The 24,147-nt window shown below is 72.3% G+C and carries 20 protein-coding genes; 9 read left to right on the forward strand and 11 right to left on the reverse strand.

Annotated elements, in window-relative coordinates:
• Window positions 1–45 precede the first annotated feature (45 nt).
• Window positions 46–894: an SCO4651 family lipoprotein gene (locus AC068Z_RS22160; RefSeq protein ID WP_478558034.1), complete on the reverse strand. Its 849-nt coding sequence runs from the start codon at window positions 892–894 to the stop codon at window positions 46–48.
• Window positions 895–1,244: 350 nt separating this feature from the next.
• Between AC068Z_RS22160 and AC068Z_RS22165 the strand changes: the two genes are divergently transcribed.
• Window positions 1,245–2,642, forward strand: a complete 1,398-nt coding sequence (locus AC068Z_RS22165) for an APC family permease (RefSeq protein WP_478558037.1) — start codon at window positions 1,245–1,247, stop codon at window positions 2,640–2,642.
• Here the strand turns inward: AC068Z_RS22165 and AC068Z_RS22170 are convergent.
• Window positions 2,616–4,010, reverse strand: coding sequence for a condensation domain-containing protein (locus AC068Z_RS22170; RefSeq protein ID WP_478558040.1), 1,395 nt, complete (start codon window positions 4,008–4,010; stop codon window positions 2,616–2,618). The two genes, AC068Z_RS22165 and AC068Z_RS22170, sit on opposite strands and share 27 nt — an antisense overlap.
• Before the next feature lie 222 nt (window positions 4,011–4,232).
• On the opposite strand from AC068Z_RS22170, the gene AC068Z_RS22175 reads away from it, so the two are divergent.
• The 4 genes from AC068Z_RS22175 (at window position 4,233) to AC068Z_RS22190 (ending at window position 11,431) form a co-directional block, all read left to right on the forward strand.
• Window positions 4,233–6,866 carry an alpha/beta fold hydrolase gene (locus AC068Z_RS22175; protein WP_478558043.1) on the forward strand — a complete coding sequence of 878 codons (2,634 nt, stop codon included), beginning with the start codon at window positions 4,233–4,235 and terminating at the stop codon, window positions 6,864–6,866.
• Entirely contained in the window at window positions 6,863–7,717 is an 855-nt protein-coding gene (locus AC068Z_RS22180; protein WP_478558046.1) for an ABC transporter permease, read from the forward strand. Before AC068Z_RS22175 ends, AC068Z_RS22180 begins: the two co-directional genes overlap by 4 nt.
• 147 nt (window positions 7,718–7,864) lie before the next feature.
• Complete coding sequence (locus AC068Z_RS22185; RefSeq protein WP_478558049.1) at window positions 7,865–9,388, forward strand: vWA domain-containing protein; 1,524 nt, start codon at window positions 7,865–7,867, stop codon at window positions 9,386–9,388.
• Window positions 9,389–9,505: 117 nt separating this feature from the next.
• Window positions 9,506–11,431 carry an AMP-dependent synthetase/ligase gene (locus tag AC068Z_RS22190; protein ID WP_478558052.1) on the forward strand — a complete coding sequence of 642 codons (1,926 nt, stop codon included), beginning with the start codon at window positions 9,506–9,508 and terminating at the stop codon, window positions 11,429–11,431.
• A 63-nt stretch (window positions 11,432–11,494) separates the two neighbouring features.
• Here the strand turns inward: AC068Z_RS22190 and AC068Z_RS22195 are convergent, their stop codons facing one another.
• Window positions 11,495–11,905 (reverse strand): rodlin, encoded by a 411-nt coding sequence (locus tag AC068Z_RS22195; RefSeq protein WP_451721584.1) that lies wholly within the window; start codon window positions 11,903–11,905, stop codon window positions 11,495–11,497.
• 222 nt (window positions 11,906–12,127) lie between these two features.
• On the reverse strand, window positions 12,128–12,529 hold the full coding sequence (locus AC068Z_RS22200) for a rodlin (RefSeq protein ID WP_451721585.1): 402 nt from the start codon (window positions 12,527–12,529) through the stop codon (window positions 12,128–12,130).
• A 283-nt stretch (window positions 12,530–12,812) separates the two neighbouring features.
• Between AC068Z_RS22200 and AC068Z_RS22205 the strand changes: the two genes are divergently transcribed.
• From AC068Z_RS22205 to AC068Z_RS22215, 3 genes are all read left to right on the forward strand, one after another.
• Complete coding sequence (locus AC068Z_RS22205; RefSeq protein ID WP_478558055.1) at window positions 12,813–13,229, forward strand: rodlin; 417 nt, start codon at window positions 12,813–12,815, stop codon at window positions 13,227–13,229.
• A gap of 317 nt (window positions 13,230–13,546) precedes the next feature.
• Window positions 13,547–13,774, forward strand: coding sequence for a chaplin (locus AC068Z_RS22210; protein ID WP_478558640.1), 228 nt, complete (start codon window positions 13,547–13,549; stop codon window positions 13,772–13,774).
• Between the two features lie 107 nt (window positions 13,775–13,881).
• Window positions 13,882–14,760 carry a chaplin gene (locus AC068Z_RS22215; protein ID WP_478558058.1) on the forward strand — a complete coding sequence of 293 codons (879 nt, stop codon included), beginning with the start codon at window positions 13,882–13,884 and terminating at the stop codon, window positions 14,758–14,760.
• A 99-nt stretch (window positions 14,761–14,859) separates the two neighbouring features.
• Here the strand turns inward: AC068Z_RS22215 and AC068Z_RS22220 are convergent, their stop codons facing one another.
• Complete coding sequence (locus AC068Z_RS22220) at window positions 14,860–16,125, reverse strand: carboxylate--amine ligase (protein WP_478558061.1); 1,266 nt, start codon at window positions 16,123–16,125, stop codon at window positions 14,860–14,862.
• Window positions 16,126–16,250: 125 nt separating this feature from the next.
• On the opposite strand from AC068Z_RS22220, the gene AC068Z_RS22225 reads away from it, so the two are divergent.
• Window positions 16,251–17,507 carry a glycoside hydrolase family 26 protein gene (locus AC068Z_RS22225; RefSeq protein ID WP_478558064.1) on the forward strand — a complete coding sequence of 419 codons (1,257 nt, stop codon included), beginning with the start codon at window positions 16,251–16,253 and terminating at the stop codon, window positions 17,505–17,507.
• A 22-nt stretch (window positions 17,508–17,529) separates the two neighbouring features.
• Here AC068Z_RS22225 and AC068Z_RS22230 read toward each other — a convergent pair whose 3' ends face one another.
• Genes AC068Z_RS22230 through AC068Z_RS22255 form a run of 6 tightly spaced genes read right to left on the reverse strand, consistent with a single transcriptional unit; the run spans window position 17,530 to window position 24,147 of the window.
• Window positions 17,530–18,621 (reverse strand): GNAT family N-acetyltransferase, encoded by a 1,092-nt coding sequence (locus AC068Z_RS22230; RefSeq protein WP_478558067.1) that lies wholly within the window; start codon window positions 18,619–18,621, stop codon window positions 17,530–17,532.
• Complete coding sequence (locus tag AC068Z_RS22235; RefSeq protein WP_478558070.1) at window positions 18,618–19,271, reverse strand: YveK family protein; 654 nt, start codon at window positions 19,269–19,271, stop codon at window positions 18,618–18,620. The genes AC068Z_RS22230 and AC068Z_RS22235 overlap by 4 nt, the downstream gene beginning before the upstream one ends.
• The gene (locus AC068Z_RS22240; protein ID WP_478558073.1) at window positions 19,268–20,416 is read right to left on the reverse strand and encodes a glycosyltransferase; all 1,149 of its coding nucleotides are present in this window, start codon (window positions 20,414–20,416) and stop codon (window positions 19,268–19,270) included. Before AC068Z_RS22240 ends, AC068Z_RS22235 begins: the two co-directional genes overlap by 4 nt.
• Complete coding sequence (locus tag AC068Z_RS22245) at window positions 20,413–21,171, reverse strand: polysaccharide deacetylase family protein (protein WP_478558076.1); 759 nt, start codon at window positions 21,169–21,171, stop codon at window positions 20,413–20,415. Before AC068Z_RS22245 ends, AC068Z_RS22240 begins: the two co-directional genes overlap by 4 nt.
• Complete coding sequence (gene murJ, locus AC068Z_RS22250; protein WP_478558079.1) at window positions 21,155–22,807, reverse strand: murein biosynthesis integral membrane protein MurJ; 1,653 nt, start codon at window positions 22,805–22,807, stop codon at window positions 21,155–21,157. Before murJ ends, AC068Z_RS22245 begins: the two co-directional genes overlap by 17 nt.
• Window positions 22,804–24,147 carry an O-antigen ligase family protein gene (locus AC068Z_RS22255; RefSeq protein WP_478558082.1) on the reverse strand — a complete coding sequence of 448 codons (1,344 nt, stop codon included), beginning with the start codon at window positions 24,145–24,147 and terminating at the stop codon, window positions 22,804–22,806. The genes murJ and AC068Z_RS22255 overlap by 4 nt, the downstream gene beginning before the upstream one ends.

Below are 24,147 nucleotides of genomic sequence, written 5' to 3' on the forward strand. Positions count from 1 at the left end.
GAGCCCGGGCACCTCGCGGAGGTGCCCGGGCTCAGCCATGCCGGCTCACTGGCCGTTCTGCTCCTCGATCATCTCGGTCAGGTCGGCCGTCTGCGCGGCCGGCGGGGCGTCGATGTCCTTCGTGGCGCCGAACTTGGCGAAGTCCATGGAGACCGACAGGGTGCCCATGTCCTGCTTCAGGCGGACGGGCAGGTCCTTGTCGTTCACCCAGATGTCCATCTCCATCGTGGTGGCGCCACCGGTCAGCGAGCCCATCATGCTGTCCTCGCCGCTGTAGGCGTCCTTGAACTGACCCATGTCGCCCTCGTCGAGCACGGCCCGGTAGTGGGTCGCGCGCTGGCCGTTCACGGTCTCCGTGCCGAGGTTCTCGACGTCGCTCGCGTACTTCAGGCCCTTCAGGGAGGCCGTCGGGTTGCCCGCGTCGCCGCCGCCCTTGTAGGCCTGGCTGCCGCTGTCGCCGAACACGGCGGAGGAGTCGACCTTGATCCACTCCTTGCCGGCGATCGGGCCGGAGGCCTGCGGGTCGACGTCGTAGTAGTAGACGCCGTCGACGAGCAGACAGTGGATCGTCGGGTCGTCCTGGAGCGCCTCCATCTGGGCGGCCCTGGTGTCCATCTGGATGTCGTAGGCCATGCCGTCGCCCCACGAGTACGTGCCGTCCATGGCTATCGGCGTGCCGGTGCCCAGGTCGGTCGACATCTTCACCTCGGCCGAGCCCAGTTCCTCGGTCCGGTTGGTGGCGCGGGTCAGCGCCGCCATGATCTTGTCGGTGCCGGTGATCGCCTCGGCGGCCTTGTCCGTCGTCTCCTCGGCCCCGCCCGAGCCGCATCCGGTGACCGCCACCAGGGCAGCCGCCGTGAGCCCCACCCAGGCAGTGCTGTGCCGCAGCTTCATGTTTGTCCCCCACCCCATCGCTGTGTCTTCGCTGTGCCTCATAGGGACTCTAGCGGCAGCCACTGACACGTCCGCATGCCGGACGTCGGCAGTTTTTTCACCCTTCACGTTGCGGTTCCCGTACGGCGACAAGAAGCGGAACTGCTTACCCGTTCTGCTGTTTACGCGATGCAGAGGCCTTCAGAGCTACGGATTCCGTAGGTAAACAACCATTGACGTGTTGGTTTTCGTCAGTGTTCCATGCAGCGCCGGGAGCGAACCGAGAAACAGACGAACGACAGATGCCGCCGGAGGCGATAGGCGCTCCCGACCCCACCACCACCGCCGCACGACTCGATCGGAACCGCCGCATGACCGACACGCTGGAGAAGACCGTCGTCACCGAGGACGACGCATCGGCCCCCACACCGGAGCTGAAGCGTTCGATCGGGGTCATCGGCGGCACTCTGCTCACGCTCTCCTGCGTCACGCCCGCGTCCACCCTCTTCGTGGTCGTCCCCGACCTGTTCGGCTCGCTCGGCACCGCCACCGCCCTCACCATCGCGATCGGCTCCCTGCTCTGCATCGCGGTCGCGTTCTGCTACTCCGAGCTGGGCACCCTCATCCCCAGCGCGGGCGGCGAGTACGCGATGGTCACCACGATGGCCGGACGGCTCGCCGGCTGGCTGGTCTTCGTGCTCTCCCTGCTGGTGGTGATGATCGTGCCCCCGGTCATCGCGATGGGCACGGCGGACTACCTCGCCCCGGTCGTCGACCTCGACCCCTCGATGGCGGGCGCCGGCGTCATGCTGCTCGCCACCCTCGCCGGTCTGCTCGACCTGCGCGCCAACGCCTGGATCACCGGGGTCTTCCTGGTCCTGGAGGTCATCGCGGCGGCCGTCGTCGCGGTCCTCGGCTTCGCCCACGCCGAGCGCGGCCCGGACAGCCTGGTCTCCCTCCAGGTGGCGGGCGCCGACGGCGGTGTCGACACCGTGACGGCCATGCTGATCGTCTCCGGGCTCGCCATCGCCCTCTTCGTCACCCAGGGCTTCTCCACCGCGGTCTACCTCTCCGAGGAACTGGAGAACCCGCGCAAGAACGTCGCCCGTACGGTCCTGGCCACGCTCGGCATCTCCGCCGTGATCATCCTGGTCCCGGTCATCGGCATCACCCTCGGCGCCTCCGACCTGTCCGCGCTGACCAGCGGTGACATCAGCGGCATGGTCGAGGCCTGGTCCAACTCCGCCGTCGGCACCTTCGTCAGCCTCTGCGTGGCCCTCGCGATCATCAACGCGGGCATCGTCATGGTCATCCAGAACTCCCGGGTCCTGTTCGCCTCCGCCCGCGACAAGGCCTGGCCCCAGCCGGTCAACTCCGTCTTCGCCAAGCTCGGCCGCTTCGGCTCCCCCTGGGTCGCCACGCTGGCGGTGGGCGTCCCCGGCGCCGCCCTCTGCTTCGTCAACCTGGACACCCTGTACGGCGTCACCGGCGTCTCGGTGACCGGCATGTACCTGCTGGTCGCGGTGGCCGCGCTGCTGGCCCGCCGGGGCTCCCACAAGCACACCGCCGCCTGGCGCATGCCCCTGTGGCCCGCGATGCCGGTCCTGCTGATCGTGGTCCTCGCCTACATCCTGACCCAGCAGGAGACGCAGTACCTCCTCTGGACGGGCGGCATCACGGCGGCGGCGACGCTGTACTGGGCGCTGTACCTGCGCCCGCGGCGGGAGACGCGGTGGCTGGTCTCACTTCCGTCGGACGAGACCCCCTAGCGCGATCGAGTCCCGCAACCGCTCCACGTAGAGCCGCATGTTCTTGTGCGCGACGTCCGTGTCGGGGTAGCGGCAGGCGAACCACAGCCCCTCGTGCAGCCGGTTGATCCACACGCACACCTGGTCGCCGTACGACACCCGCAGCAGCCCGTACGCCGACAGTCCGGTCCATCCCTCGGAGCCAGGGATGGACCGGCTGTCGAGGAACGAGACGATCGAGTACAGATCGGGCGACGTGGGCCGGAAGTCGGGGCCCAGCAGGGCCAGCACCCGGGCGAGCGGCATCCTCGCCAGTGACCGGTTGGCCTGCAGTTCGGCGCGCACGCGCCCCAGCAGTGCCGGGAAGTCCGGCGCCCCGCCCAGCGGCACCTCGATCGGCGCGCCGCCGACGTACCAGCCGACCGACTCCGACCACTGGGACCGCACCCGGGTGTGGAAGGGCACCACCGCCCGGTAGACGGAACGCTCGCCGATGTCCCGGACGAACAGCGCCGTCGCGGCCAGCACCCCGACCAGACTCCCGCCGTACGGCCGGCAGAACGCCTCGAACTCCGCGGCGGCCGCCGCGTCCGCGAGCGGCTCGCTCATCAGCCGCTGCGTGGGCAGCGTCCCCCCGGGCTCCAGGCCCAGATCCACCGGAAACCCCGGCAGCCTCCCGTCGCACCGCCCGATGAACTCCCGCCAGCGGCCGACGATCTCGTGCCCCGCGTCGATCCGGTCCGCGTCCGCCCGCTCGATCTCGCAGAAGTCGATGTAACTGCTCACCGGCGCCTGCGGCACGCTCCGCCCCGCGACTCCCGCCGCGTACAGCTCGTGGATCTCCGCGGGGATGCGATGGAGGGAGTAGGCGTCCACGTTGCTGTGGTCGAAGGCCATGTACACGCTCGCGCCGTCGTCCCGCACGACCGCCGCGTAGATCAGGTTCGGCCAGCGCAGCGCGTCCGCGGCCACGTCGAAACGGCTCTGGAGGTGCCGTACGAGAGCGGCCGGATCGGTGAAGTCGCCCACGACCTCGCGGTGCAGCGACACCTCCTCCGTGCCGAGCGTGAACCGGCGCAGCTCGTCGCCGTCCTGCCGGAAGCCGCTGCGCAGCGTCTCGTGCCGGAGGGTCCAGGCGCGCAGGGCGTCCTGGAGGGCGTCGAGGTCGACCCGGCCCGGGACGTCGAACGCCGTGCCCAGCCAGGTCGGCACGAACAGGCCGTCCTCGCGCACGCTCCGGGCGGTCCTGATGTGCGACTCCTGGATGTACGCCGGTGGCCTGCTGTCGTCCGGCAGCACCGACGCTCTCGCGACGGTCGCCGGACTGAGCGTCCACTCGACGAGCTGTCCGGGCCGGACCTCGCAGCGCTGGATGTCGGTGATGCGCACAGGGCGTCTCCGTTCGCAGAGGGGGGACCTTCAAGGGTCTGCCGCCCTCGGAACCGGGGAGTACGGTTTCGTCCGGCTTCAACGCATCGGGTGCCCCGTCGAACACCGGTCCTCGTACCACGAACGCGGTATGCGCGAGGGGTGGCGTACGTCTCTGGGAGGTACCCCGGCTCGGCCTGCGGTCGATAACTCGCCGACAGGTTCACCCCGTACCGTTGAAGCATGGATCTTCGACTGCGAGGGCCGTTCCGGCGGCCCCGGCGACTGCTGGCCGCCGGGGCCGCCGTCGTCGTGCTCGCCGGCGCCGGCACCTGGACGGCCGTCGCCTCCGACGACGGGCCCCCGGTGCGGCGCGCGGACCGGGTCATGTCCGTCAACGGCGTGCGCCTGGACACCTCGTACTTCACCGCCTCCGGGAACGAGCGCCGCCCCGCCGTCCTGCTGGGCCACGGCTTCGGCGGCAGCAAGGACGACGTACGGGAACAGGCCGAGGACCTGGCCGCCGACGGGTACGCCGTCCTGACCTGGTCGGCCCGCGGCTTCGGCGGGTCGACCGGCCGGATCGGCATCAACGACCCCGAGGCCGAGGTCGCCGACGTCTCGAAGCTGATCGACTGGCTGGCGAAGCAGCCCCAGGTCCGCCTCGACAAGAGCGGCGACCCCCGCGTCGGCATGGCGGGCGGCTCCTACGGCGGCGCGATCAGCCTCCTCACCGCCGGGTACGACGACCGCGTCGACGCCATCGCCCCGGCGATCACCTACTGGAACCTCGCCGACGCCCTCTTCCCGAACGGCGTCTTCAAGAAGCTCTGGGCCGGCATCTTCTTCAACACGGGAGGCGGCTGCGCGAAGTTCGAGGCCGAGCTGTGCCGGATGTACGACCGGGTCGCCGAGTCCGGCACCCCGGACGCCGCGGCACGCGAACTGCTGGAGCAGCGCTCGCCGTCGGCCGTCGCCGACCGCATCAAGGTCCCCACGCTGCTGCTGCAGGGCCAGACCGACTCCCTCTTCCCGCTCGACCAGGCCGACCGGGCTGCCAAGGCGATCAGGGCCAACGGCGCGCCCGTGGACGTCGACTGGATCGCGGGCGGCCATGACGGCGGCGACCTGGAGGGCGACCGCGTCCAGGCCCGCGTCACCTCCTGGTTCGACCGGTACCTGAAGGGCGATGAGGCCACCGACACCGGCCCCGCCTTCCGCGTCACCCGCACCGGCGGTGTCGACTCCACCGACGGCGAGGCCCTGCTGCGGGGCGCGAGCGCGGACAGCTACCCCGGTCTGGAGAGCGGACAGCGGTCCGTCGCCCTGACCGGCGGCGAGCAGCGCGTCGCCAACCCGGCCGGCGCCAGCCCGCCCGCCGTCTCGGCCCTGCCCGGACTCGGCGGCGGCGGCCTCGCCCAGCTCTCCTCCCTGGGCGTCGGCGTCTCCCTCGACTTCCCCGGCCAGTACGCCCGCTTCGACTCGGCCCCCGTCCGCGACGACCTGCGGATCACCGGCTCCCCGACGGTCACCGTGCACGTCGAGTCGACCGCCGAGGACGCCGTCCTCTTCGCCAAGGTCTACGACGTCGGCGCCGACGGCACCCGGCAGGTGCTGCCCTCGCAGCTGGTGACGCCCCTGCGCGTCGAGGACGCCGGGTCCGGCAAGGACGTGACCGTCACGCTCCCCGCCGTCGACCACGAGATCGACAAGGGCCACCGGCTCCGCCTGGTCCTCGCCTCCACGGACCTCGGCTACGCCTCACCGGCGTCTCCGGCGACGTACACGATCTCCCTGAAGAGCGACCTGAAGGTGCCGACGGCGCCCGGCGTGACCAGCGCCGCCGCGCCGCTGCCCGCCTGGGTCTGGTGGCTGCCGATCGCGGGTGTGCTGGTCGCCGCGGCCCTGCTGCTGACCGCCCGCCGCCGCACCGCCGCCCCCGCCCCCGACCCGGAGCTCGCCGAAGTCCCGCTCCGGATCACCGAGTTGAGCAAGAAGTACGCGGGCGGCGACCGCTACAGCGTCCGCGATCTCTCCTTCACCGTGGAGAGGGGCCAGGTCCTCGGGCTGCTCGGCCCGAACGGCGCGGGCAAGACGACGACCCTGCGCATGCTGATGGGCCTGATCCGCCCCGACGGCGGCGAGATCCGCGTCTTCGGACACGCCATCCGCCCCGGCGCGCCGGTCCTCTCCCGCGTCGGCGCCTTCGTCGAGGGAGCCGGCTTCCTGCCGCACCTGTCCGGCCGGGAGAACCTGGAGCTGTACTGGGCCGCCACCGGCCGCCCCGCCGAGGACGCCCACCTGGACGAGGCGCTGGAGATCGCCGGCCTCGGCGACGCCCTCGCCCGCGCGGTCCGCACCTACTCCCAGGGCATGCGCCAGCGCCTGGCCATCGCCCAGGCCATGCTCGGCCTGCCGGACCTGCTGATCCTCGACGAGCCGACCAACGGTCTCGACCCGCCGCAGATCCGCGAGATGCGCGAGGTGATGATCCGGTACGCGGCCGCCGGACGCACGGTGATCGTCTCCAGCCACCTCCTCTCGGAGGTCGAGCAGACCTGCACCCACCTCGTGGTCATGGACCGCGGGCAGCTGGTGCAGGCGGGCCCGGTCGGCGAGATCGTCGGCTCCGGCGACACGCTGCTGGTCGGCACCGCCACGCCGGTGGAGGAGCCGGTGGCGGAGAAGGTGGCCGCTCTGGCGGGGATCGCCTCCGCCGTACGGACCGACGACGGACTGCTGGTCCGTCTGGACGCCGACGGCAGCCCGGAGCACCTGGTCGCCGAACTCGTCCGCCTCGAGGTGCCGGTCCGGTCGGTCGGCCCGCACCGCCGCCTGGAAGACGCCTTCCTCACCCTGATCGGAGGTGCCGCATGAGCACGCTCACCGAGGTCGCCTCCGGCTACCAGGCAGGCCGCACCCTGCCGCTCCGGGTCGAACTGGTCCGCCAGCTCAAGCGCCGCCGCACCCTGGTGATGGGCGCCATCCTGGCCGTCCTGCCGTTCGTCCTGCTGATCGCCTTCGCGATCGGCGGTGAGCCGGACGGCGGCGGCGACCGGATCACCCTGATGGACACGGCCACCTCCTCCGGCGCCAACTTCGCCGCGGTGAACCTGTTCGTCTCCGCCGGCTTCCTGCTGGTCATCCCGGTCGCCCTGTTCTGCGGGGACACGGTGGCCTCGGAGGCCGGCTGGTCCTCCCTGCGCTATCTGCTGGCGGCGCCGGTGCCGCGGGCCCGGCTGCTGTGGTCGAAGCTGGTCGTGGGGCTGGGGCTGAGCCTGGCCGCGATGATCCTGCTGCCGGTGGTGGCGCTGGCGGTCGGCACGGCGGCGTACGGCTGGGGCCCGCTGGCGATCCCCACCGGCGGCTCGCTGGACGCGGCGACGGCCGCGCAGCGCCTGGTCGTGGTCGTCGGATACATCTTCGTCTCCCAACTGGTCACCGCCGGACTCGCCTTCTGGCTTTCCACGAAGACCGACGCCCCGCTCGGCGCGGTCGGCGGCGCGGTGGGCCTCACGATCGTCGGCAACGTCCTCGACGCCGTGACCGCCCTCGGCGACTGGCGCCACTTCCTGCCCGCGCACTGGCAGTTCGCCTGGGCCGACGCCGTACAGCCCACCCCCGAGTGGTCCGGCATGATCCAGGGCGTCGCCGTCTCGGTAACGTACGCCGTCGTGCTGTTCGCGCTGGCCTTCCGCGGTTTCGCCCGCAAGGACGTGGTGTCGTAGGTCAACGGAAGATCACCCACCGGTCTCGAAGGCCCCCCGCCGTGCCCACTTCGAGACCCAGCCGCAACGCTCCGTACCGCACGTTCCGCCCCCTCGCGCCGTCACAGTCACATGAGTCGACGTCAACGGACCGAGGGGGCACGGCGGATGAGGAGTCACCGGACACGCGGCGCGGTACTGGCGCTGGCACTGGGCGGCTTGCTGCTGACGGGGTGCGGCGGAGGGGCGGACGGGGACAGCGCGGCCGCGGACAAGAGCCGCGGCTACGCACCGGCGCCGGACAGTGGCGAGTACGACGGATACGACGGAAACGACCGGCAGGACGAAGGCGACTCCCGCGAGGTCGCCCCGTCCCCCGACCACCTCTCCACCTTCGCCCTGGACGTCGACACGGCGTCCTACGGCTACGCCCGCCGCGCCCTCGCCGAGGGCCGGCTCCCCGACCCCTGGTCGGTCCGCCCCGAGGAGTTCGTCAACAGCTTCCGCCAGGACTACGACCGCCCCGAGGGCGACGGTTTCTCGGTGACGGTCGACGCCGCCCGCACCGAGCGGGAGGACTGGTCGCTGGTGCGGGTCGGCCTCGCGACACGGGCCGCCGAGGACGAGGACGAACGTCCGCCGGCGGCCCTGACCTTCGTCATCGACGTGTCGGGCTCGATGAGCGAGGAGGGCCGCCTGGACCTGGCCCAGAAGTCCCTCGGCGTGATGACCGACCGCCTGCGTGACGACGACTCGGTCGCCCTGGTGACCTTCAGCGACGAGGCGGAGACGGTCCTGCCGATGACCCGCGTCGGCGACCACCGCGACGAGATCCACGACGCGATAGACGGCCTGCAGCCCACCCTGTCGACCAACCTGGGCGCGGGCGTGGAGGCGGGCTACGCGGCGGCCGTGGAGGGCCTGAACGAGGGCGCGACGAACAGGGTGGTCCTGATCTCGGACGCCCTCGCCAACACCGGCGACACGGACGCCGACACGATCCTGGAACGCGTCGCGGGAGCCCGTGAGGAGTACGGCATCACCCTGTTCGGGGTGGGCGTGGGCAGCGACTACGGCGACGCGCTGATGGAACGCCTGGCGGACAAGGGGGACGGCCACACGACGTACGTCTCGGGGGAGGAGGAGGCCCGCGAGGTCTTCAGCGAACAACTCCCGCGCAACATCGACCTGACCGCGCGGGACGCGAAGGCCCAGGTCTCCTTCGACCCGGAGACCGTGGAGGAGTTCCGCCTCATCGGCTACGACAACCGCCGGGTCGCGGACGAGGACTTCCGCGACGACGGCGTGGACGGCGGTGAAACGGGCCCGGGTCACACGGTCACGGCCCTGTACGCGGTGCGCACCGAGCCGGGAGCCGACGGCCACCTGGCCACCGCGACGGTCCGCTGGCAGGACCCCGACTCCCGCACCCCGCACGAGGAGTCGGCGCAGCTGGAGGCGGACGCCCTGGCCGACTCGATCTGGAGCACGACCCCGCGCTTCCAGGTGGCGGCGGTGGCGGCCTACTTCGCCGACACCCTCCGCAGGGGCGACGACCGCTGGGGCCGCCTCCCGGGAGCCCCGAGCCTGACCGAACTGGCGCAACGGGCCGACGGGTTGGCGAGGGACACGGAGGACGAGGACGTCCACGGCCTGGCGGAGGCGATCGTCCAGGCGGACCGGATGACCTGAGGTCCGTACCCATTGACCTTCCGCTACGCGCGAGTAAGTTGACTGCTCAGTAAGTCCAAGTCCCCCTTCGAGTCCCCACCACAAGTCCGAGCCGCAGAGTCGCGACCGGGAGCCGTCATGGGCGTACGCAAGGACCTGAAACGAGCACAGCACCGCACCGACCTCCTCACCCGCACCAGGGTCGAGATCAGCAGAGACGCAACCGGCAAGGTCCGCGAAGCGGCCACCCCGCCCCTCGCCCCGGCCCACCCCACCGGCACCACGGCCGACATCCCGTTCACCAACGCGGCGGAGGCCCCCACCGCGGTGGTCCTCCGCCGCAAGGCGGCACCCCAAGGCTCTTGGCGGGACGTCACCGCGACCGCCTTCGCCCAGGAGGTCACCGCCATCGCCAAGGGCCTCATCGCCGCCGGCCTGGAACCCGGCGGCCGGGTCGCGGTGATGTCCCGCACCCGCTACGAGTGGACCCTCCTGGACTTCGCGATCTGGGCGGCGGGCGGCCAGTCCGTACCGATCTACCCCACCTCCTCCGCCGAACAGGTGGAGTGGATCGTCCGGGACTCCGGCACCCGCCACCTCGTCACCGAGACCCCCGAGAACACCGCCACGGTCATCGCGGCCACGGCGGACCACCCGCAGACCCCCCGCGTCTGGGAGCTGGACGCCGGCGCTCTCGAAGACCTCACCACCCTCGGCCGCGACGTCCCCGACGAGGAGGTCGCCAAGCGCCGTATGACCCTCACCCCCGACACGATCGCCACGGTCTGCTACACCTCCGGCACCACCGGCCGCCCCAAGGGCTGCGTGCTCACCCACGCCAACCTGTACGCCGAGGCCGCCAACACCGTGGAACTGCTGCTCCCGGTCTTCCGCGAGGTCACCCGCCTGACCCCGTCGACCCTGCTCTTCCTTCCGCTCGCCCACATCCTGGGCCGCAGCATCCAGATCTCCTGCCTGATGGCCCGCATCGAGGTCGGCCACTGCCCGAGCGTGAAGCCGGACGAACTCCGCCCGGCCCTCAAGGAGTTCCGCCCCACCTTCATCGTCGGGGTGCCGTACCTCTTCGAGAAGATCCACGAGACGGGCCGCGCCACGGCGGAGAAGATGGGCCGGGCCGCCTCCTTCGACCGCGCCGACCGCATCGCGGTCCGCTTCGGCGAGGCCTACCTGCACCGCTTCCTCGGCACAGGCAAAGGACCGGGCCCCGGCCTCTACGCCGCTTGGGCCCTGTACGACCTGCTGGTCTACCGCCGCGTCCGCAAGGAACTGGGCGGCCGCATGCGCTACGCCATCAGCGGCGGCTCCCCGCTCGACCGCAACCTCAACCTGTTCTTCTACGCGGCCGGAATCATCGTCTACGAGGGCTACGGCCTGACCGAGACCACGGCCGCCGCCACCATCGTCCCGCCGCTGCGGCCCCGCCCGGGCACCGTCGGCCTGCCCGTCCCCGGCACCGCCGTCCGCATCGCCGACGACGGCGAGGTGCTCCTCAAGGGCGGGATCGTCTTCGGTTCGTACTGGAACAACCCCGCCGCCACCGACGCCGTGCTCCAGGGCGACTGGTTCGCCACCGGAGACCTCGGCTCCCTGGACGAGGACGGCTATCTCACCATCACCGGCCGCAAGAAGGACCTCATCGTCACCTCCGGCGGCAAGAACGTCTCCCCGTCCGTCCTGGAGGACCGGCTGCGCAGCCGCGCGCCCGTCGGCCAGTGCCTCGTCGTCGGCGACAACCGGCCCTTCGTCGGCGCCCTGATCACCCTCGAACCCGACGCGGTCGCCCACTGGCTGTCGGTCCGCAAACTGCCCGCGGACACCCCGATGTCCGAGCTCTGCCGAGACCCCCGGATGCGCGCCGAGGTCCAACGGGCCGTCGACTACGCCAACGAGGCCGTCTCCCGCGCCGAGTCGATCCGCTCCTTCGCCCTGGTCGCGGGCGAGTTCAGCGAGGAGAACGGCCTGCTGACCCCGTCCCTGAAGGTCAAGCGGCACGCGGTGATCCGGGCGTACGAGGAGGAGATCGAGGCCCTCTACCGCGGCTGACGCCGGACACAGAGAAGCGGGCCACCGGGGTTACCCGGTGACCCGCCGCGGCGGAGGGGAGGCTCAGCCGTTGCCCGCGCCGTTGCCCGACAGCGCCGAGATGTCGTCCAGGATGTGCGACAGCGGCTCGTCGCCCTTGGCCTGGGTGGAGTTCTCGACACACTGCTGGTTCTGCGGCGCCGACAGGATCGGCACGTCCTGCAGGACGCCGACGGCCACGAGGCCGACGAGGCCCTGGGCGTTCAGCTTCGCCGGCAGGCCGATGCAGGGCTTGTTCAGCGAGCCCTGGACCAGCGAGAGCTGCGGGCTCATGTCGCCGAACGTGGCCGAGTTGCCGAACTCCTGCTTGGCGTGGTTGCCGCTGGCGGAGGTGGTGCCGTTGTCGTCACCGATCGCGAGCGCCTGGGGGGCGGCGGCAGCCGACACACCGGCGACCGAAGCGGCGACAGCCGCGGTTGCCCACAGCTTCTTCATGTTTGTTCCCTTCGAAAAGCGGACTCCGGGGGAGGAGCTGCATGATCGTCAACGCCGCCACCCCCGGCAGGGTTGCGGCCTATGCCCCGATTGGCCCAGCGCACAACCCGCTCACTGAGCGCCCTCGCTCACGGGCGCGGGCGCTCCCGCGACACGACGCACGACAGCGGGCCGCCGGTGTTCCGGCGGCCCGCTGACGGGGGCTCAGGGCGTCCCGGTGCCTCAGTGGTTGTCGACGCCGTTGCCGGCGAGGACGGAGATGTCGTCCAGGATGTGCGACAGCGGCTCGTCGCCCTTGGCCTGGGTGGAGTTCTCGACACACTGCTGGTTCTGCGGCGCCGACAGGATCGGCACGTCCTGCAGGACGCCGACAGCGGCGAGGCCGAGGATCCCCTGCAGGTTCGCCTTCGCGGGCAGGCCGATGCAGGGCTTGTTGAAGGAGCCCTGGATGAGCGCCATCTGCGGGCTCATGTTGCCGTAGGTGGCCGAGTTGCCGTACGACTGCATCGCGCCGTTGCCGCTGGCGGACTTGGTGCCATCGTCGTTGCCGATGGCCATGGCCGGCGACGCGGCCCCGACGACGGACGCGGCGACCGCGGCGGAAGCCAAAACCTTCTTGATCACTTGCTAGTCCCTTCTGAAGAAACCCCGTCCACCGGAGCGCTCTGGTCAACTGCCCCGGGTCCGCTTGGTTGCTGCCATTCACTCCGATGGCGCACACGGGGAAGAAAGGGCACCGCCCGGTCGACCACGGGAATTTCGTGAATTACGCGCACCGAACGGCCCGAACGGGTGAAGTGCCGCAACCAATCCCCGCGCATCGGGTTGATGCGAGGGCAGGAACATGCGTCTCACCTCAGGGTGTGTCCGGACCCGTGGCGCTCCTGCCCAAGAAAGGAAAAGCGACATGCTCAAGAAGGCAATGGCCGCCGTCGCGGTCACCGCGTCCGTAGTCGGCGCTTCGGCCGCGGCCGCCCCTCAGGCGCTTGCCATCGGTGACGACAGCGGCACCACCTCCGCCAGCGGCAACCACGCCCAGTCGAAGTTCGGCAACCAGGTGACCAAGGGCCACATGAGCCCGCAGGCCACGCTGGTGCAGGGCTCGGTCAACAAGCTCTGCGCGGGTGTGCCCGTGAAGGCGAACCTGCAGGCCATCCTCGGCGTCATCGCCGCCGTCGGCGTGGCCCAGGACGTGCCGATCCTGTCCGCCCCGCAGAACCAGCAGTGCGCCGACAACTCCACCCAGGCCAAGGGTGACGAGCCGCTGTCGCACATCCTCAGCGACATCTCGGCGCTCTCCGGCAACGGTGTCGACAACGGCTGACACGCTTCGCCGATCGAGTGAGACCGCCCGGCGGTTCCGCGTTGTCAGCGGAACTGCCGGGCGGTTCGCGCGCGCTGACGCATTATCAATTCTTTCACCCAGGCGAAGCGTTTCATCTCCGGCGGGAGTCGCCTGTGGATCTCCGGTGTCAATTCTGTGAAGGCGTTCGAGTGAATTAACCGGCGACTCGCGTTCCGGAGTTTCTTCAACTGTCTATCCCTCGTTCTACAACCTGCCGGTCATGGTGCGAGCCGTTCCAGCTGTGCTCGCTCGGCTTCGGCCGACAAAGGGGCATGACCGCGGAGAAGGGAAAGTTCATGAAGAAGAGCGCTGCTGTAGTCGCGGGCGCCATCCTGGCCATGGGCATGGCCACGCCGGCGTTCGCCGACTCGGGTGCCGGCGCCGTCGCCGAGCACTCCCCGGGCGTCCTGTCGGGCAATGTCGTCCAGGTTCCCATCCACATCCCCGTCAACGTCTGCGGCAACACCGTGAACGTCATCGCCCTGCTGAACCCCGCGTTCGGCAACACCTGCGTCAACGACTGACGACGCAACGCACCAGCCGCTCGGCTTGTGTCATGGCCGGCCTTGGACACCTTCTCCCCGTTCCGAGGCCGGCTTTTCCCACTTCTTCAAGCAGGAAGACAACGAGATTGCGACAGACCCTGAGTAGGGGAATGGTCGCGGCCGCCGCCGCGACAAGCATTCTGTCCCTGTGCGGCAGTCCCGCCCTCGGCGACACGAGCGCGAACGGGTCCGCCAGTGGTTCGCCGGGCCTTCTGTCCGGCAATGACGTGGCCGCGCCGGTCGACGTCCCGGTCAACGTCTGCGGCAACTCCGTCGACGGCGCCGCCGGTCTCAACCCCGCCTTCGGCAACTCCTGTGACTCGGACGCGGACACGGAGAAGGCCCGGGCCTTCGAACCGCCGTACGGCGATTCCGGGTACGGGGACTGGTACGACCACGACGACCACCGCGACCGCGACTCCGGCACGTGGGCACACGGGCTGCCCGAGGACTCGTCGGACGACGAGGGCTACGGTGACTCGCCTGGTGGCGGGTACGAGGAGTGGCCCGGCGGTGGGCACGAGGGTTCGCCGGGTGGCGGGCATGAGGACTCGCCGGGTGGCGGGCACGAGGATTCGCCGGGTGGAGGGTACGGGGACACGCCTCCGACCAAGCCCCCGACGACTCCGCCGACCAAGCCCCCGACGACCCCGCCGACCACGAAGCCGCCGACGACTCCGCCGACGACGCCTCCCACCACGAGGCCGCCGACGCAGCCCCCGACGACGCCGCCCACGACGGCTCCCCCCACGAAGCCGCCGACGACGCCGCCGACCAAGCCGCCCACGATGCCGCCCTCGACGCATCCGGGCGGCGGGCACACGACGCCCCCCGGTGGGCCGCCGCCCACCATGCCCGAGACCGGGGCCGGGGAGGCCGTGCTGGCCGCGTCCGGTGCCAGTGCCGCGCTGATCGCGGGTGGGGCCGTCCTGTACCGACGAGGCCGAGCCGCGTCCCATCGGTGAGGTACGTGGCGGGTGCCGGACGTGAGCCCTGTCCGGCACCCGCTCCCTCGGTCGTGAGCACCGAGGTGCCCCGGCGCCCAGGCGGGGGCAGCCCGTACATCAGAGACTTCGCGCCTTCTCGTCGCCGGTCACCGGGGCGGACCCCTGGCGGACCACGCGGGCCTCTTCCGGCGGACCCGTGCGCTTGCTGATGCGGCGCAGGCGGTCCAGGACGCGGCGCGAGACATGTCCGGCCCACAGGGCCCACATCGCCCAGCCCGGCAGACGGTCGTCCCGCGCGTGCCAGGCTCCCTCCCGGCCCGCCCGCCGCGGACGCAGCGCGGTCAGCGGAGCGTAGTTCTCCACCACGAAGACCCGCCCGGACCGCGCGGCCCCCTCCGGCGGCGGACGGTGGGTCAGGTCCAGGTGCAGCGCCCGTACGACGTCCAGGTCCGCGGTGTCGGTGAAGAGCCGGAACTGGGCTCCCGGCCGCGGGTTGAAGTCCAGCAGGTGATAGCGGCCGGTGCCGGCGCAGCGGCGGAAGTCCAGGTCGAGGATGCCCCGGTAGCCGAGCTCGCCGACCAGGCGCTCCGCGAGGGCCCGCACCTGGGGGTTGGGGGTCCAGCGGCCCGCGGCCGTCAGGCCCGCGCCGCGCGGCCAGGACAGGTGTTTCACCCCGGAGCCGCCCGCTCGCAGGGCGCCCGCGCGGTCGGCGTACCCGTGAAAGAACCAGTCCAGCTCGGGGCCGGGCGGCAGATACGCCTGGAGGAGCAGCCGACTGCCCGCCTCGGCCGTGCGCGCGTACAACTCCCGTGCCTGCCCCGCCGAGCGGATCACCGTCGTGCTGCGCAGTCCGCTGTCCGGGGGCAGAAGCCAGGGGCGGCTCCACTTCGCCACCACCGGCAGGCCGAGGCGCCAGGCCTCGGCGGCGGCCTCGGCCGCGCTGTCCGGGACGACGGTCCGCGGGTGCGGCACCCGTGCCGCCAGGCACAGTCCGGCCAGCTCGGCCTTGTCGGCCACCCGCTCGGACAGGGCCCAGGGCTGCTGCGGCAGCAGATACGCGGGAGAGAGCTCCTCGCGCAGCCGGTTCACCGCGACCGCGCCCGCGTCGTCCATCGGGATCAGCACCGCGGGCCGCGCGATCCGGGCGGCCACCCGGCGCAGCGCCACCGCGATGTCGGCCGTGGCGGCGCCGGGCGGCGGCGGGGAGTGCAGCCGCGTGAGATACCGGGACGCGCGCACGGGGGAGGCGGCGCAGTCGGCGACCACGTGGACGTCCACGCCCGCCCGGCCCAGCGAGCGCACCGCGCCCAGCGTTCCGTGGTGAAAGGGATTCCGGTCGATCCGCAGCAGTACCGCGGGGACCCGAATGTCGAAGAGAGACACGGATTCAATTCCTTCGGTCGGGCGAGCGGGGCACTCGAAAGCCGTAACGCCGGTGGCGTAATTCCTGTTCATATGACTGAGTGTCAGTAATGGGAAATCCTGCGCATGTGGAGAAAGGAGCAGGCATGGCCCCACAGCAGCGACCGGTCCGGTCCCGTCGGCTGGCATGTGTCGCGGTGGTCGTCGCCGCGTCCGCCGCCCTGGCGTCCGGTCCTGGATTCGCCGCGGGTGCGGGGACGGCACGGGTCGCCTACCCGCCGGCTCCGGCACCCACGGCCACGGCCACGGCACAGGCGACACCGACACCGACACCGGCGGCTACGGCACCGGCGGCACCGGCGCCCGCGGCGGAGTCCCCCGCCTTCGGCGCCTACCTCGACTACAGCGAGCGGGGCGTCGAGCGGATCGCCGAGCTCAGCCGCTGGCTGAACGGCGCGAACCTGCGCGTCGGGCACACCTACCTGCCGGGCGACGTATGGAGCAACATCGAGGGCGCCCCCAACTTCCTGGACGCCTGGGCGAAGTGGCGGCGGGGCAAGGACGACCGGATGTTCGTCCTCAACGTCCCCATGCTGGAGCGCAACGAGGAAGGCGTCTCCGACGCCGAGGTCCGGCTGATGCTGCGGCGGGGCGCCGCCGGAGCCTTCGATCACCACTTCCGTCGCCTCGCCGAACGGCTGGTGGAGCTGAAGGTGCCGGACACGGTGATCGTGCTCGGGTGGGAGATGAACGGCATCACCTACACCCATCGCTGCGGCCCCGACCCGACGGCCTGGAAGAGGTACTGGAACAGGATCGTCACCACCATGCGTGCGGTGCCGGGGCAGAAGTTCCGCTTCGACTTCACCCCGACCCGGGGCCGGGACGCCGTTCCCTGGAAACAGTGCTATCCGGGCGACAGCACGGTCGACATCATCGGAATGGACGCCTACGACCAGCCGCGCGGAATGTCGTTCGACGAACAGGTGAAAGAGCCCTACGGACTCCAGGAGCACGTGGACTTCGCCAAAGCCCACGGAAAGCCGATCTCCTATCCCGAATGGGGACTCTTCCGTAACGGCGACAACGCCGAGTACATGCGGCGGATGCTCGCCTGGATGGCGGAGCACAAGCCGCTGTACCACACGGTGACCGACTACTGCCCGCACGGCGTGTGGCAGTGCGAGGACAACCCCGAGTCCTCCAAGGTCTACCGCGAGATGCTGTCCGGCCGGCCCGGCGTCCCGGAGCCCACGCCGAAGCCGACGCCGACGCCGGTCGAGCCCACCGTGCCGCCCGTCACCCCGCCGAACTGTTCGCCGCTGGATCTCGGCGACTGGGTGGAGTACTGGCTCGGCGGGAAGCTGTGCCTGCGCTTCGACTGGTTCTCGCGCAACCGCTGACCCCCCGGTGGCGGCAGGCCCGTCAGGACCTGCCGTCATCGTCGCGCTCCTTCCAGCGGTGCACGAGTTCCCTGCCCCGCCGCCGGGCGGTGACCGCGCCCAGCGCCGCCGCCAGCAGCGGGGCCGTCCGCTTCCGGGCCAGCAGCAGCCGCCGGTTCTCCACCGGTTCGGGCCGCCAGTGGTGCTTGTACGGCTCGTTTCCGCGCAGCAGGCTCAGCGTGCCCCGCGCGTGCTCGGTGCAGGCCTCGAGCAGCATCACCGCCACGTCCGCCTTGCGTTCCCGCAGACAGGGGTGGGCGCCGTACAGATAGCCGCCGGTCACGCGCCGCGACAGCAGGGTCAGATCGACGGCCACCACGTCGTCGTCGAGCCGGAACTCGGTGACCACCGCGTCCCCGGAGGCCACCATCGGGCCGACCGAGCGCACCAGGTGGTCGCGGAAGCGGGGGCGCAGGTGCTCGGACGTCACCTTCCGTCCCTGCCACTGGAGTTGATGCAGTTCCAGCAGCCGCCGCAGCGCCTTGTCGACCTCGTCGGGCTCCACCACGTGCCGCTGGATCCCGAGTGCGGTCAGCTTGCGCAGCTGGGCCCGCGCCCGCTGCTGGGCCTTCGCCGAGGGCAGCCGGGCGATCAGCTCGGGCATCGGGGCGGCGGGCAGTTCCAGGCAGAGGGAGTCGGGGACCTGGCGGCGCGGGCCCGGCCAGTGGGCGTAGATCTGTTCGGCCGCGCCGCCCGGGCGGACCTCGCGCAGCTCGATCAGCGCGGTACGGGCCGCCGTCGCCAGGCCCGTGGTGAGCGCGGCCACCGCCGGTTCGCCGTGCTCGTCGTCCAGCAGGACGTCCCCGTAGTCGGAGATCGCCCCGCCGAGCGGCACCAGCGCGGGCACCGGCCGGCGTACCCGCATCAGCGGGGCGGCGGCGACGAGTTCGCCCCCGTCGCGGACCAGCACCACACGCAGTCGGCCGGGGCCGCCGTACGACCGCCACCAGGAGTGCAGCCAGGGGTGGCTCTGGAAGGGGGTCGCGGTGGCGCAGCTGCCGTACAGCCGCGCCCAGTCGGGGGACAGGGCGGCGAAGGTGTCCTCGTCGGTGACGAGTTCCGTCGTGTAGGTCACAGCTGTCGGTGGACGTCGGCGGCGGGGGCGGGGCCCGGCACGGCCGCCCGGCCGCGGTCGTCGGCGCTCCGGCGGGGCCGCGCCAGCAGCGCCAGGCCGCCGAGCAGTCCGCCCGCGCTCGCGCCGACCAGTCCGGTCACCGCGGGGGACGCCGAGGAGGGCTCGGTGGGCGTGGTGGCGCGGGCGAACTGCTGGAGCTCGACGTGGGTGGACGCCTCGGCGTCGACCGCGTGCCGGGTCAGGGCGCGAGAGACGGCGTTGGCCATGTCGGCGGCGAGGTCGGCGCGCGAGGAGGTGGCGGTGACGGCGACCATCGGGGCGTCCGGGGAGGTCGCGGTCCGCACGCTCTCCCTCAGCGTCGACACCGGTACGCCCGCCCACACCTGGGCGTCCCCGAGCACGGCGAGCTGGGTGGCGACACGGCCGTAGGCCTGGGCGAAGCCGAGCGCGGAGGCCGGGTCGGACTTCTCGCCCGGGACCGCGACGACGTAGCTCGTGGCGGTGTAGGTCGGCGGCTTGACCAGGCCGTACGCACCGCCGATCAGTCCGCCGGCGAGGGCGCCGGCCGCGATCAGGGACCAGGGCGGCAGGGCCCTGGCACGGGTCAGGGGGGTGACGGGGCGGTGTCGTCCGGTGGGGTTCTCGGTCATGGGGCACTGGCTCCCTGGGGTGACGGGGACTTCGGGGAGGTGACGGCGGTGTACACGTCCAGCAGGCGGTCGGCGCTGCGGGTGATGCCGTAGTGCAGGGCGGCCTCGGGCGCGGTGCGCGGGCGCGGGCCCTCGGACCGGGTCGCGGCGATGGCGTGGGCGAACTCCTCGGGGCCGCCGCGGACCCGGCGCGTGGCCGGGGCGGTGTGCGCGGGGAGGTCCTCGATCGCGGGGCAGGAGGCGTAGAGCACGGGCAGGCCGCAGGCCAGCGCCTCCACGGCGGCGAGTCCGAAGGCCTCCTCGGGGGACGGGGAGGCGAAGACGTCCATCGCGGAGGTCAGGGAGGGCAGGTCGGGTCCGGGGGAGCCGTCGGGGACGTAGGGGCGTTCGCCGGTGAACAGGACCCGGTCGGCGACCCGGGCCTCGTGCGCGGCGCGGCGCAGCACGCTCTCCTCGGGGCCGCCGCCGACCAGCAGCAGCCAGGTGTCCTCGGGCAGGTGGGCGAGGGCGCGGACGAGGGTGTCGAACTGCTTGGCGGCGGTGAGGCGTCCGATGCCGCCGACGACGTAGGCGTCCTCGGGCAGGCCGAGGCGGCGGCGGGTGCGCAGCCGTTGCACCGGGTCGAAGCGGAAGCGGTCCAGGTCGATGCCGTTGGGGACGACCTCGATGCGCGGCGCGGGCACCCCCCAGCGCTTGAGCCGGTCGGCGACCGTCGGGGAGACGGCGACGGTCATCCGGCCGAGCCGCTCTCCCGCCAGATACAGCGCCCGCACCCCCTGGCTGAGCCGGCGCCCCTCCATCTGCGAGTCGCCGAGGGAGTGTTCGGTGGCGACGACCGCCTTCACCCCCGCCATCCGGGCGGCGAGGCGGCCGTAGAGGCAGGCGCGGTACAGGTGGGTGTGGACCAGGTCGTAGCCGCCGGTCCGGATCAGGCGCGTGAGGCGGGGGAGCGCGGCGAGGTCCCGGTTGCCGGCCATGCCGAGGTGGACGACCCGCACTCCGTCGGCGACCAGACCGTCGGCGACCGTGCCCGGGTTGGTGAGCGTGACGACGTCGCAGTCGACGGGCAGGTGGCGCAGCAGCAGCCGCAGTTGCTGCTCCGCGCCCCCGACGCCGAGGCCGGTGATGACGTGCAGTGCCTTCACCGCAGACCCGCCACGGGACGGCGGCGCAGCCCGTGCAGCCGGTGCTTGAGATACAGGCGTACGGCGGTGTCGTTCTGGCCGACATGGACGCGGGGGAGTGCGTGCAGCGCGCTGAGCGGGCCGGGGTCGATGGCGCAGGCGTAGGTGTAACCGGCCGCCCGGACGGCCTCCACCGCGCGGGCGTCGATCGTGCCGTACGGGTAGCAGAAGCCGGCGACCGGAGCACCGGTCAACTCCGAGAGCACCGCTCTGCTTTCGGCGGTCTCGGCGCGCAGGAGGTCGTCGTCGGCCTTCGTCAGGTCCACGTGGGTCAGCCCGTGCGAGCCGATCTCCACCCCGGCCTGTGCGGCGTGGCGGATGCCGTCGGCGGTGAGCAGCGGTTTGCGGGGGCCGAGCGGGTCCCAGGCGTTGTCCCCACCGAGCCTGCCGGGGAGGACGAAGAGGGTGGCGCCGCAGTCGTGGCGGCGCAGCACGGGCAGGGCGTGGTCGAGGAAGTCGGCGTACCCGTCATCGAAGGTGAGCCCGACCAGGCCGCGCCCCTCGCCCCGGGACCGGGCGGCGAGCAGCTCGGCCACGGACACGCCCCGCAGGCCCCTGCGGCGCAGCCTGCCGAGCTGCTCGTCGAGGCGCTGAGGGGTGACCGTGATCCGGTACGGGTCGTCCGAGCGGTCGCCCACGGAGTGGTACATCGCCACCCACGGGACCGGTCCTGGGCGGGGCCTGGGACGCGGGCCGGTGTCAACGGAAACGGACATGGCGGAGCCTTTGTGTGACGGTGGTGAGGGGGGAGAGGCCCTGGGCGCCGAGCGCCCAGCCGATCAGGAGGAACACGCCGGTCACGGTGGCCGCGCCCGCGGCCAGACCGGTCAGGGGGGTGTCGAAGCGGGCGGCGACCAGGGCACCGGCCACCGTGGCGATCACCGCGGCCCGTACCGGCCTGCTCAGTTCGCCCAGCACCCGCCGGGTGCCGACGGGGACCGCGCGCTTGCGCATCCCCGCGAGGAGCAGCGCGGCGGTGACGGTGATCCCGGCCGCGTTGGCGGCGGCGATGCCGTGCACGCCCCACGGCCCTACGGTCCACACGCCGATCCAGGAGGTGACGGCGATGCCGACGGACATCATCGCGAGCGGGAACCAGGTGGGGCGGCCCGCCGAGAAGTAGGAGCGGATCAGGGCGCCGACCAGGGTCTGGCCGAGCAGCCCGAGGGCGTACACGCGCATGACCCCGGCGGTGGCGGCGGTGTCCCGGTCGGTGAACGCGCCGCGCTGGAAGAGGAGTTCGGTGATGTGCGGGGCGCAGGCGATGACCGTGGAGGCGCCGAGCAGCACCACGCAGGCGGCCATGGCCAGATCGCGCTCGACGCGGGTACGGGCCCGCTCGATGTCGCCCTCGGCCACCGCCCGCGCGACCACCGGGAAGGTGACCGTGCACAGCATCAGCGAGAGTGTCATCGGGATCTGGGCCACCTTCTGCGCGTAGTTCAGATGCGAGATGGACCCGGCTGGCAGTCCGGAGGCGAGGAACCGCTCGATGAGGACCTGCGACTGACGGCACAGCGCGAACAGCAGCACGGTCGCCACCAGCGCGAGCGTCACGGCCTGCCCCTCGGCCGGCCCCGCCTCCTCGGCCGGCGACTCCTGGCGCCGCAACCGCCTGAGCACGAACGGCAGTTGTACGGCGACCATGAGGGCGCCGCCCACCGCCACCCCGACGGCCGCCGAGCGCACCCCCCAGTGGCCGCCGAGGACGAACATCGCCGTGATGATGCCGGTGTTGTACGCCACGTAGATCGCGGCCGGGGCCAGGAAGCGGCGGTGCGCCCGCAGGACGGCGCTGCAGTACCCGGCGAGCCCGAAGCTCAGTACGCAGGTCGCGGTCAGGCGGGTGCAGTCGATGGCGAGGGCCGGGTCGGGCAGTCCCGGCGCGAGGGCCTCGACCAGGTGGGGGGCGGTGACGACGACCAGGGCGGCGGCGCCGATCAGGGTGAGCGTCAGCTTCGGCAGGGTGGTGGCGACCAGGGCCCGTACCGGGTCGCCGGGGGCGCCCTGGGCGCGGCGGGCCAGCGCCAGGCTGAACGCCGGGACCAGGGCGAAGGCGAGGCCGTCCTCGATGAGGAGGGTCGAGGCGAACTCCGGCACGGTCCAGGCGACGAGGAAGGCGTCCGTCTCCGTACCGGCCCCGAACAGCCGGGCCAGCGCCTGGTCGCGGGCGAGCCCCAGCAGGGCACCGGCGATCGAGAGCACGGCCGTGATGAGGGTGGCGCGGGCCAGGAACTTCCGGGAGACGGGGGCGAGTCCGGTGCCGTCCTGGACCGGGCCCGGGTCACCGGAGCGGGCCGAGGGCAGCGACACCGAGCCGTCGGCGCCGGTCCGAGGGGGCGTCACCGTCATCGCTGCGCGGCCTCCCCGGCAGCCGCCGTCCGGCGGGCGGCCTCTGCCGTGGCCGCCGATCGCGGCTCGGCCTCCCCGGCGGTCGCCCACCAGGCCGTGAGGCCCAGACAGACCGCGGTCAGCACCGTCGAGGGGCCGCCGATGTCGGCGTACGCGAAGTCGACGAGCAGCCACACCAGCAGCCCGCAGGCGACCAGACCGCAGTCGAGCCCCGACGCCGTGCGCCACACCCTCCGCAGGGCGCACACCAGCAGCGCCAGCCAGCCGCCCGCCAGCGCCACCAGGCCGATCAGGCCCTGCTCGGCGAGGATCAGCAGGTACATGTTGTGCGGGGAGAGCAGCGGCTGCCTGACGAACGCGGCGCCCGCGCCGTCGGTGTCGCTGCCCGAGGACAGGGCCAGCGAGGCGTGCGCGTCCCGGTGCTCGGGGAAACCCTTCAACCCCACACCGGTCAGCGGCTGTTCGCGCCACATGCCGACCGCCGCCGCCCACATCGTGTACCGGTCGGTGACGGACTGGTCGGGGGCGTCGGTGACCTGGGTGATGCTGCTGATCCGCTCCTGGAGCATCGCCGTACCGACCCCGAACCCGCCCACCAGGATCACCCCGGCCGCGGCGAGCACGGCGCCCACCTTCAGCGCCCGGCGCAGCCCGGCCAGCGCCAGTTGCACGGCGCAGGTCACCGCGGTGGCGATCCAGGCGCCCCGGCTGAAGGACAGCGCGAGCGGCAGGAGCAGGGCGAGGGCGCAGCCGGCGGCGAGGGCGCGCTGCCGCAGCGGGGTGCGGCCGAGCGCGAGGCCCACCGCGCAGACCAGGCCGAAGGAGACGACGGTCGCCATCCCCATCACGTCCTGCGCCCCGAAGGTGCCCACGGCCCGGATCTGCTCGCCCTGGTAGGAGGCGCCGGTGCCGGTGGCGTACTGGTGCACGCCGACGGCCCCCTGCCATCCCGCGAGGGCGACGAACGCCCAGGCCAGCAGCCGGAAGTCGGCCCGGTCCCGGACCAGCAGCAGGACGGCCGCCGGGACCAGCACGAACACCTGGAGATAGCGGCCCATGCCGCTGAGCCCGGCCCCGGGGGACACGGCCCCCAGGGCGGCGACCGCGAGACCCACCACGGGCAGTCCGAGCACCACGGCCGCGGTACGGGACAAAGGGCGCCGCCTCTGCCGTAGGAGACGGACCGCGCAGTACAGCACCACCAGCGCGGAGAGCGCGTCCGCCGGGCCCGCGCCGCCCTCGCCGCCGGGGCCGGCCGGGAGGGCGAGCAGGGCCACGACGGCCACCACCGGGAGGGCCGGGGAGAGGGCGCGGGGCGGGGCGAGGGCGAGGCTCGTCAC

Source organism: Streptomyces sp. NPDC043726 (assembly GCF_056436565.1).

What these genes read in the sequence shown, in the direction of transcription:
- AC068Z_RS22175 (WP_478558043.1), top strand. Translation starts at nt 4,233, where the DNA reads ATGGATCTTCGACTGCGAGGGCCGTTCCGGCGGCCCCGGCGACTGCTG.
- AC068Z_RS22195 (WP_451721584.1), bottom strand. Translation starts at nt 11,905, where the DNA reads ATGAAGAAGCTGTGGGCAACCGCGGCTGTCGCCGCTTCGGTCGCCGGT.
- AC068Z_RS22210 (WP_478558640.1), top strand. Translation starts at nt 13,547, where the DNA reads ATGAAGAAGAGCGCTGCTGTAGTCGCGGGCGCCATCCTGGCCATGGGC.
- AC068Z_RS22205 (WP_478558055.1), top strand. Translation starts at nt 12,813, where the DNA reads ATGCTCAAGAAGGCAATGGCCGCCGTCGCGGTCACCGCGTCCGTAGTC.
- AC068Z_RS22190 (WP_478558052.1), top strand. Translation starts at nt 9,506, where the DNA reads ATGGGCGTACGCAAGGACCTGAAACGAGCACAGCACCGCACCGACCTC.
- AC068Z_RS22160 (WP_478558034.1), bottom strand. Translation starts at nt 894, where the DNA reads ATGAAGCTGCGGCACAGCACTGCCTGGGTGGGGCTCACGGCGGCTGCC.
- AC068Z_RS22225 (WP_478558064.1), top strand. Translation starts at nt 16,251, where the DNA reads ATGGCCCCACAGCAGCGACCGGTCCGGTCCCGTCGGCTGGCATGTGTC.
- AC068Z_RS22180 (WP_478558046.1), top strand. Translation starts at nt 6,863, where the DNA reads ATGAGCACGCTCACCGAGGTCGCCTCCGGCTACCAGGCAGGCCGCACC.
- AC068Z_RS22165 (WP_478558037.1), top strand. Translation starts at nt 1,245, where the DNA reads ATGACCGACACGCTGGAGAAGACCGTCGTCACCGAGGACGACGCATCG.
- AC068Z_RS22245 (WP_478558076.1), bottom strand. Translation starts at nt 21,171, where the DNA reads ATGTCCGTTTCCGTTGACACCGGCCCGCGTCCCAGGCCCCGCCCAGGA.
- murJ (WP_478558079.1), bottom strand. Translation starts at nt 22,807, where the DNA reads ATGACGGTGACGCCCCCTCGGACCGGCGCCGACGGCTCGGTGTCGCTG.
- AC068Z_RS22235 (WP_478558070.1), bottom strand. Translation starts at nt 19,271, where the DNA reads ATGACCGAGAACCCCACCGGACGACACCGCCCCGTCACCCCCCTGACC.
- AC068Z_RS22185 (WP_478558049.1), top strand. Translation starts at nt 7,865, where the DNA reads ATGAGGAGTCACCGGACACGCGGCGCGGTACTGGCGCTGGCACTGGGC.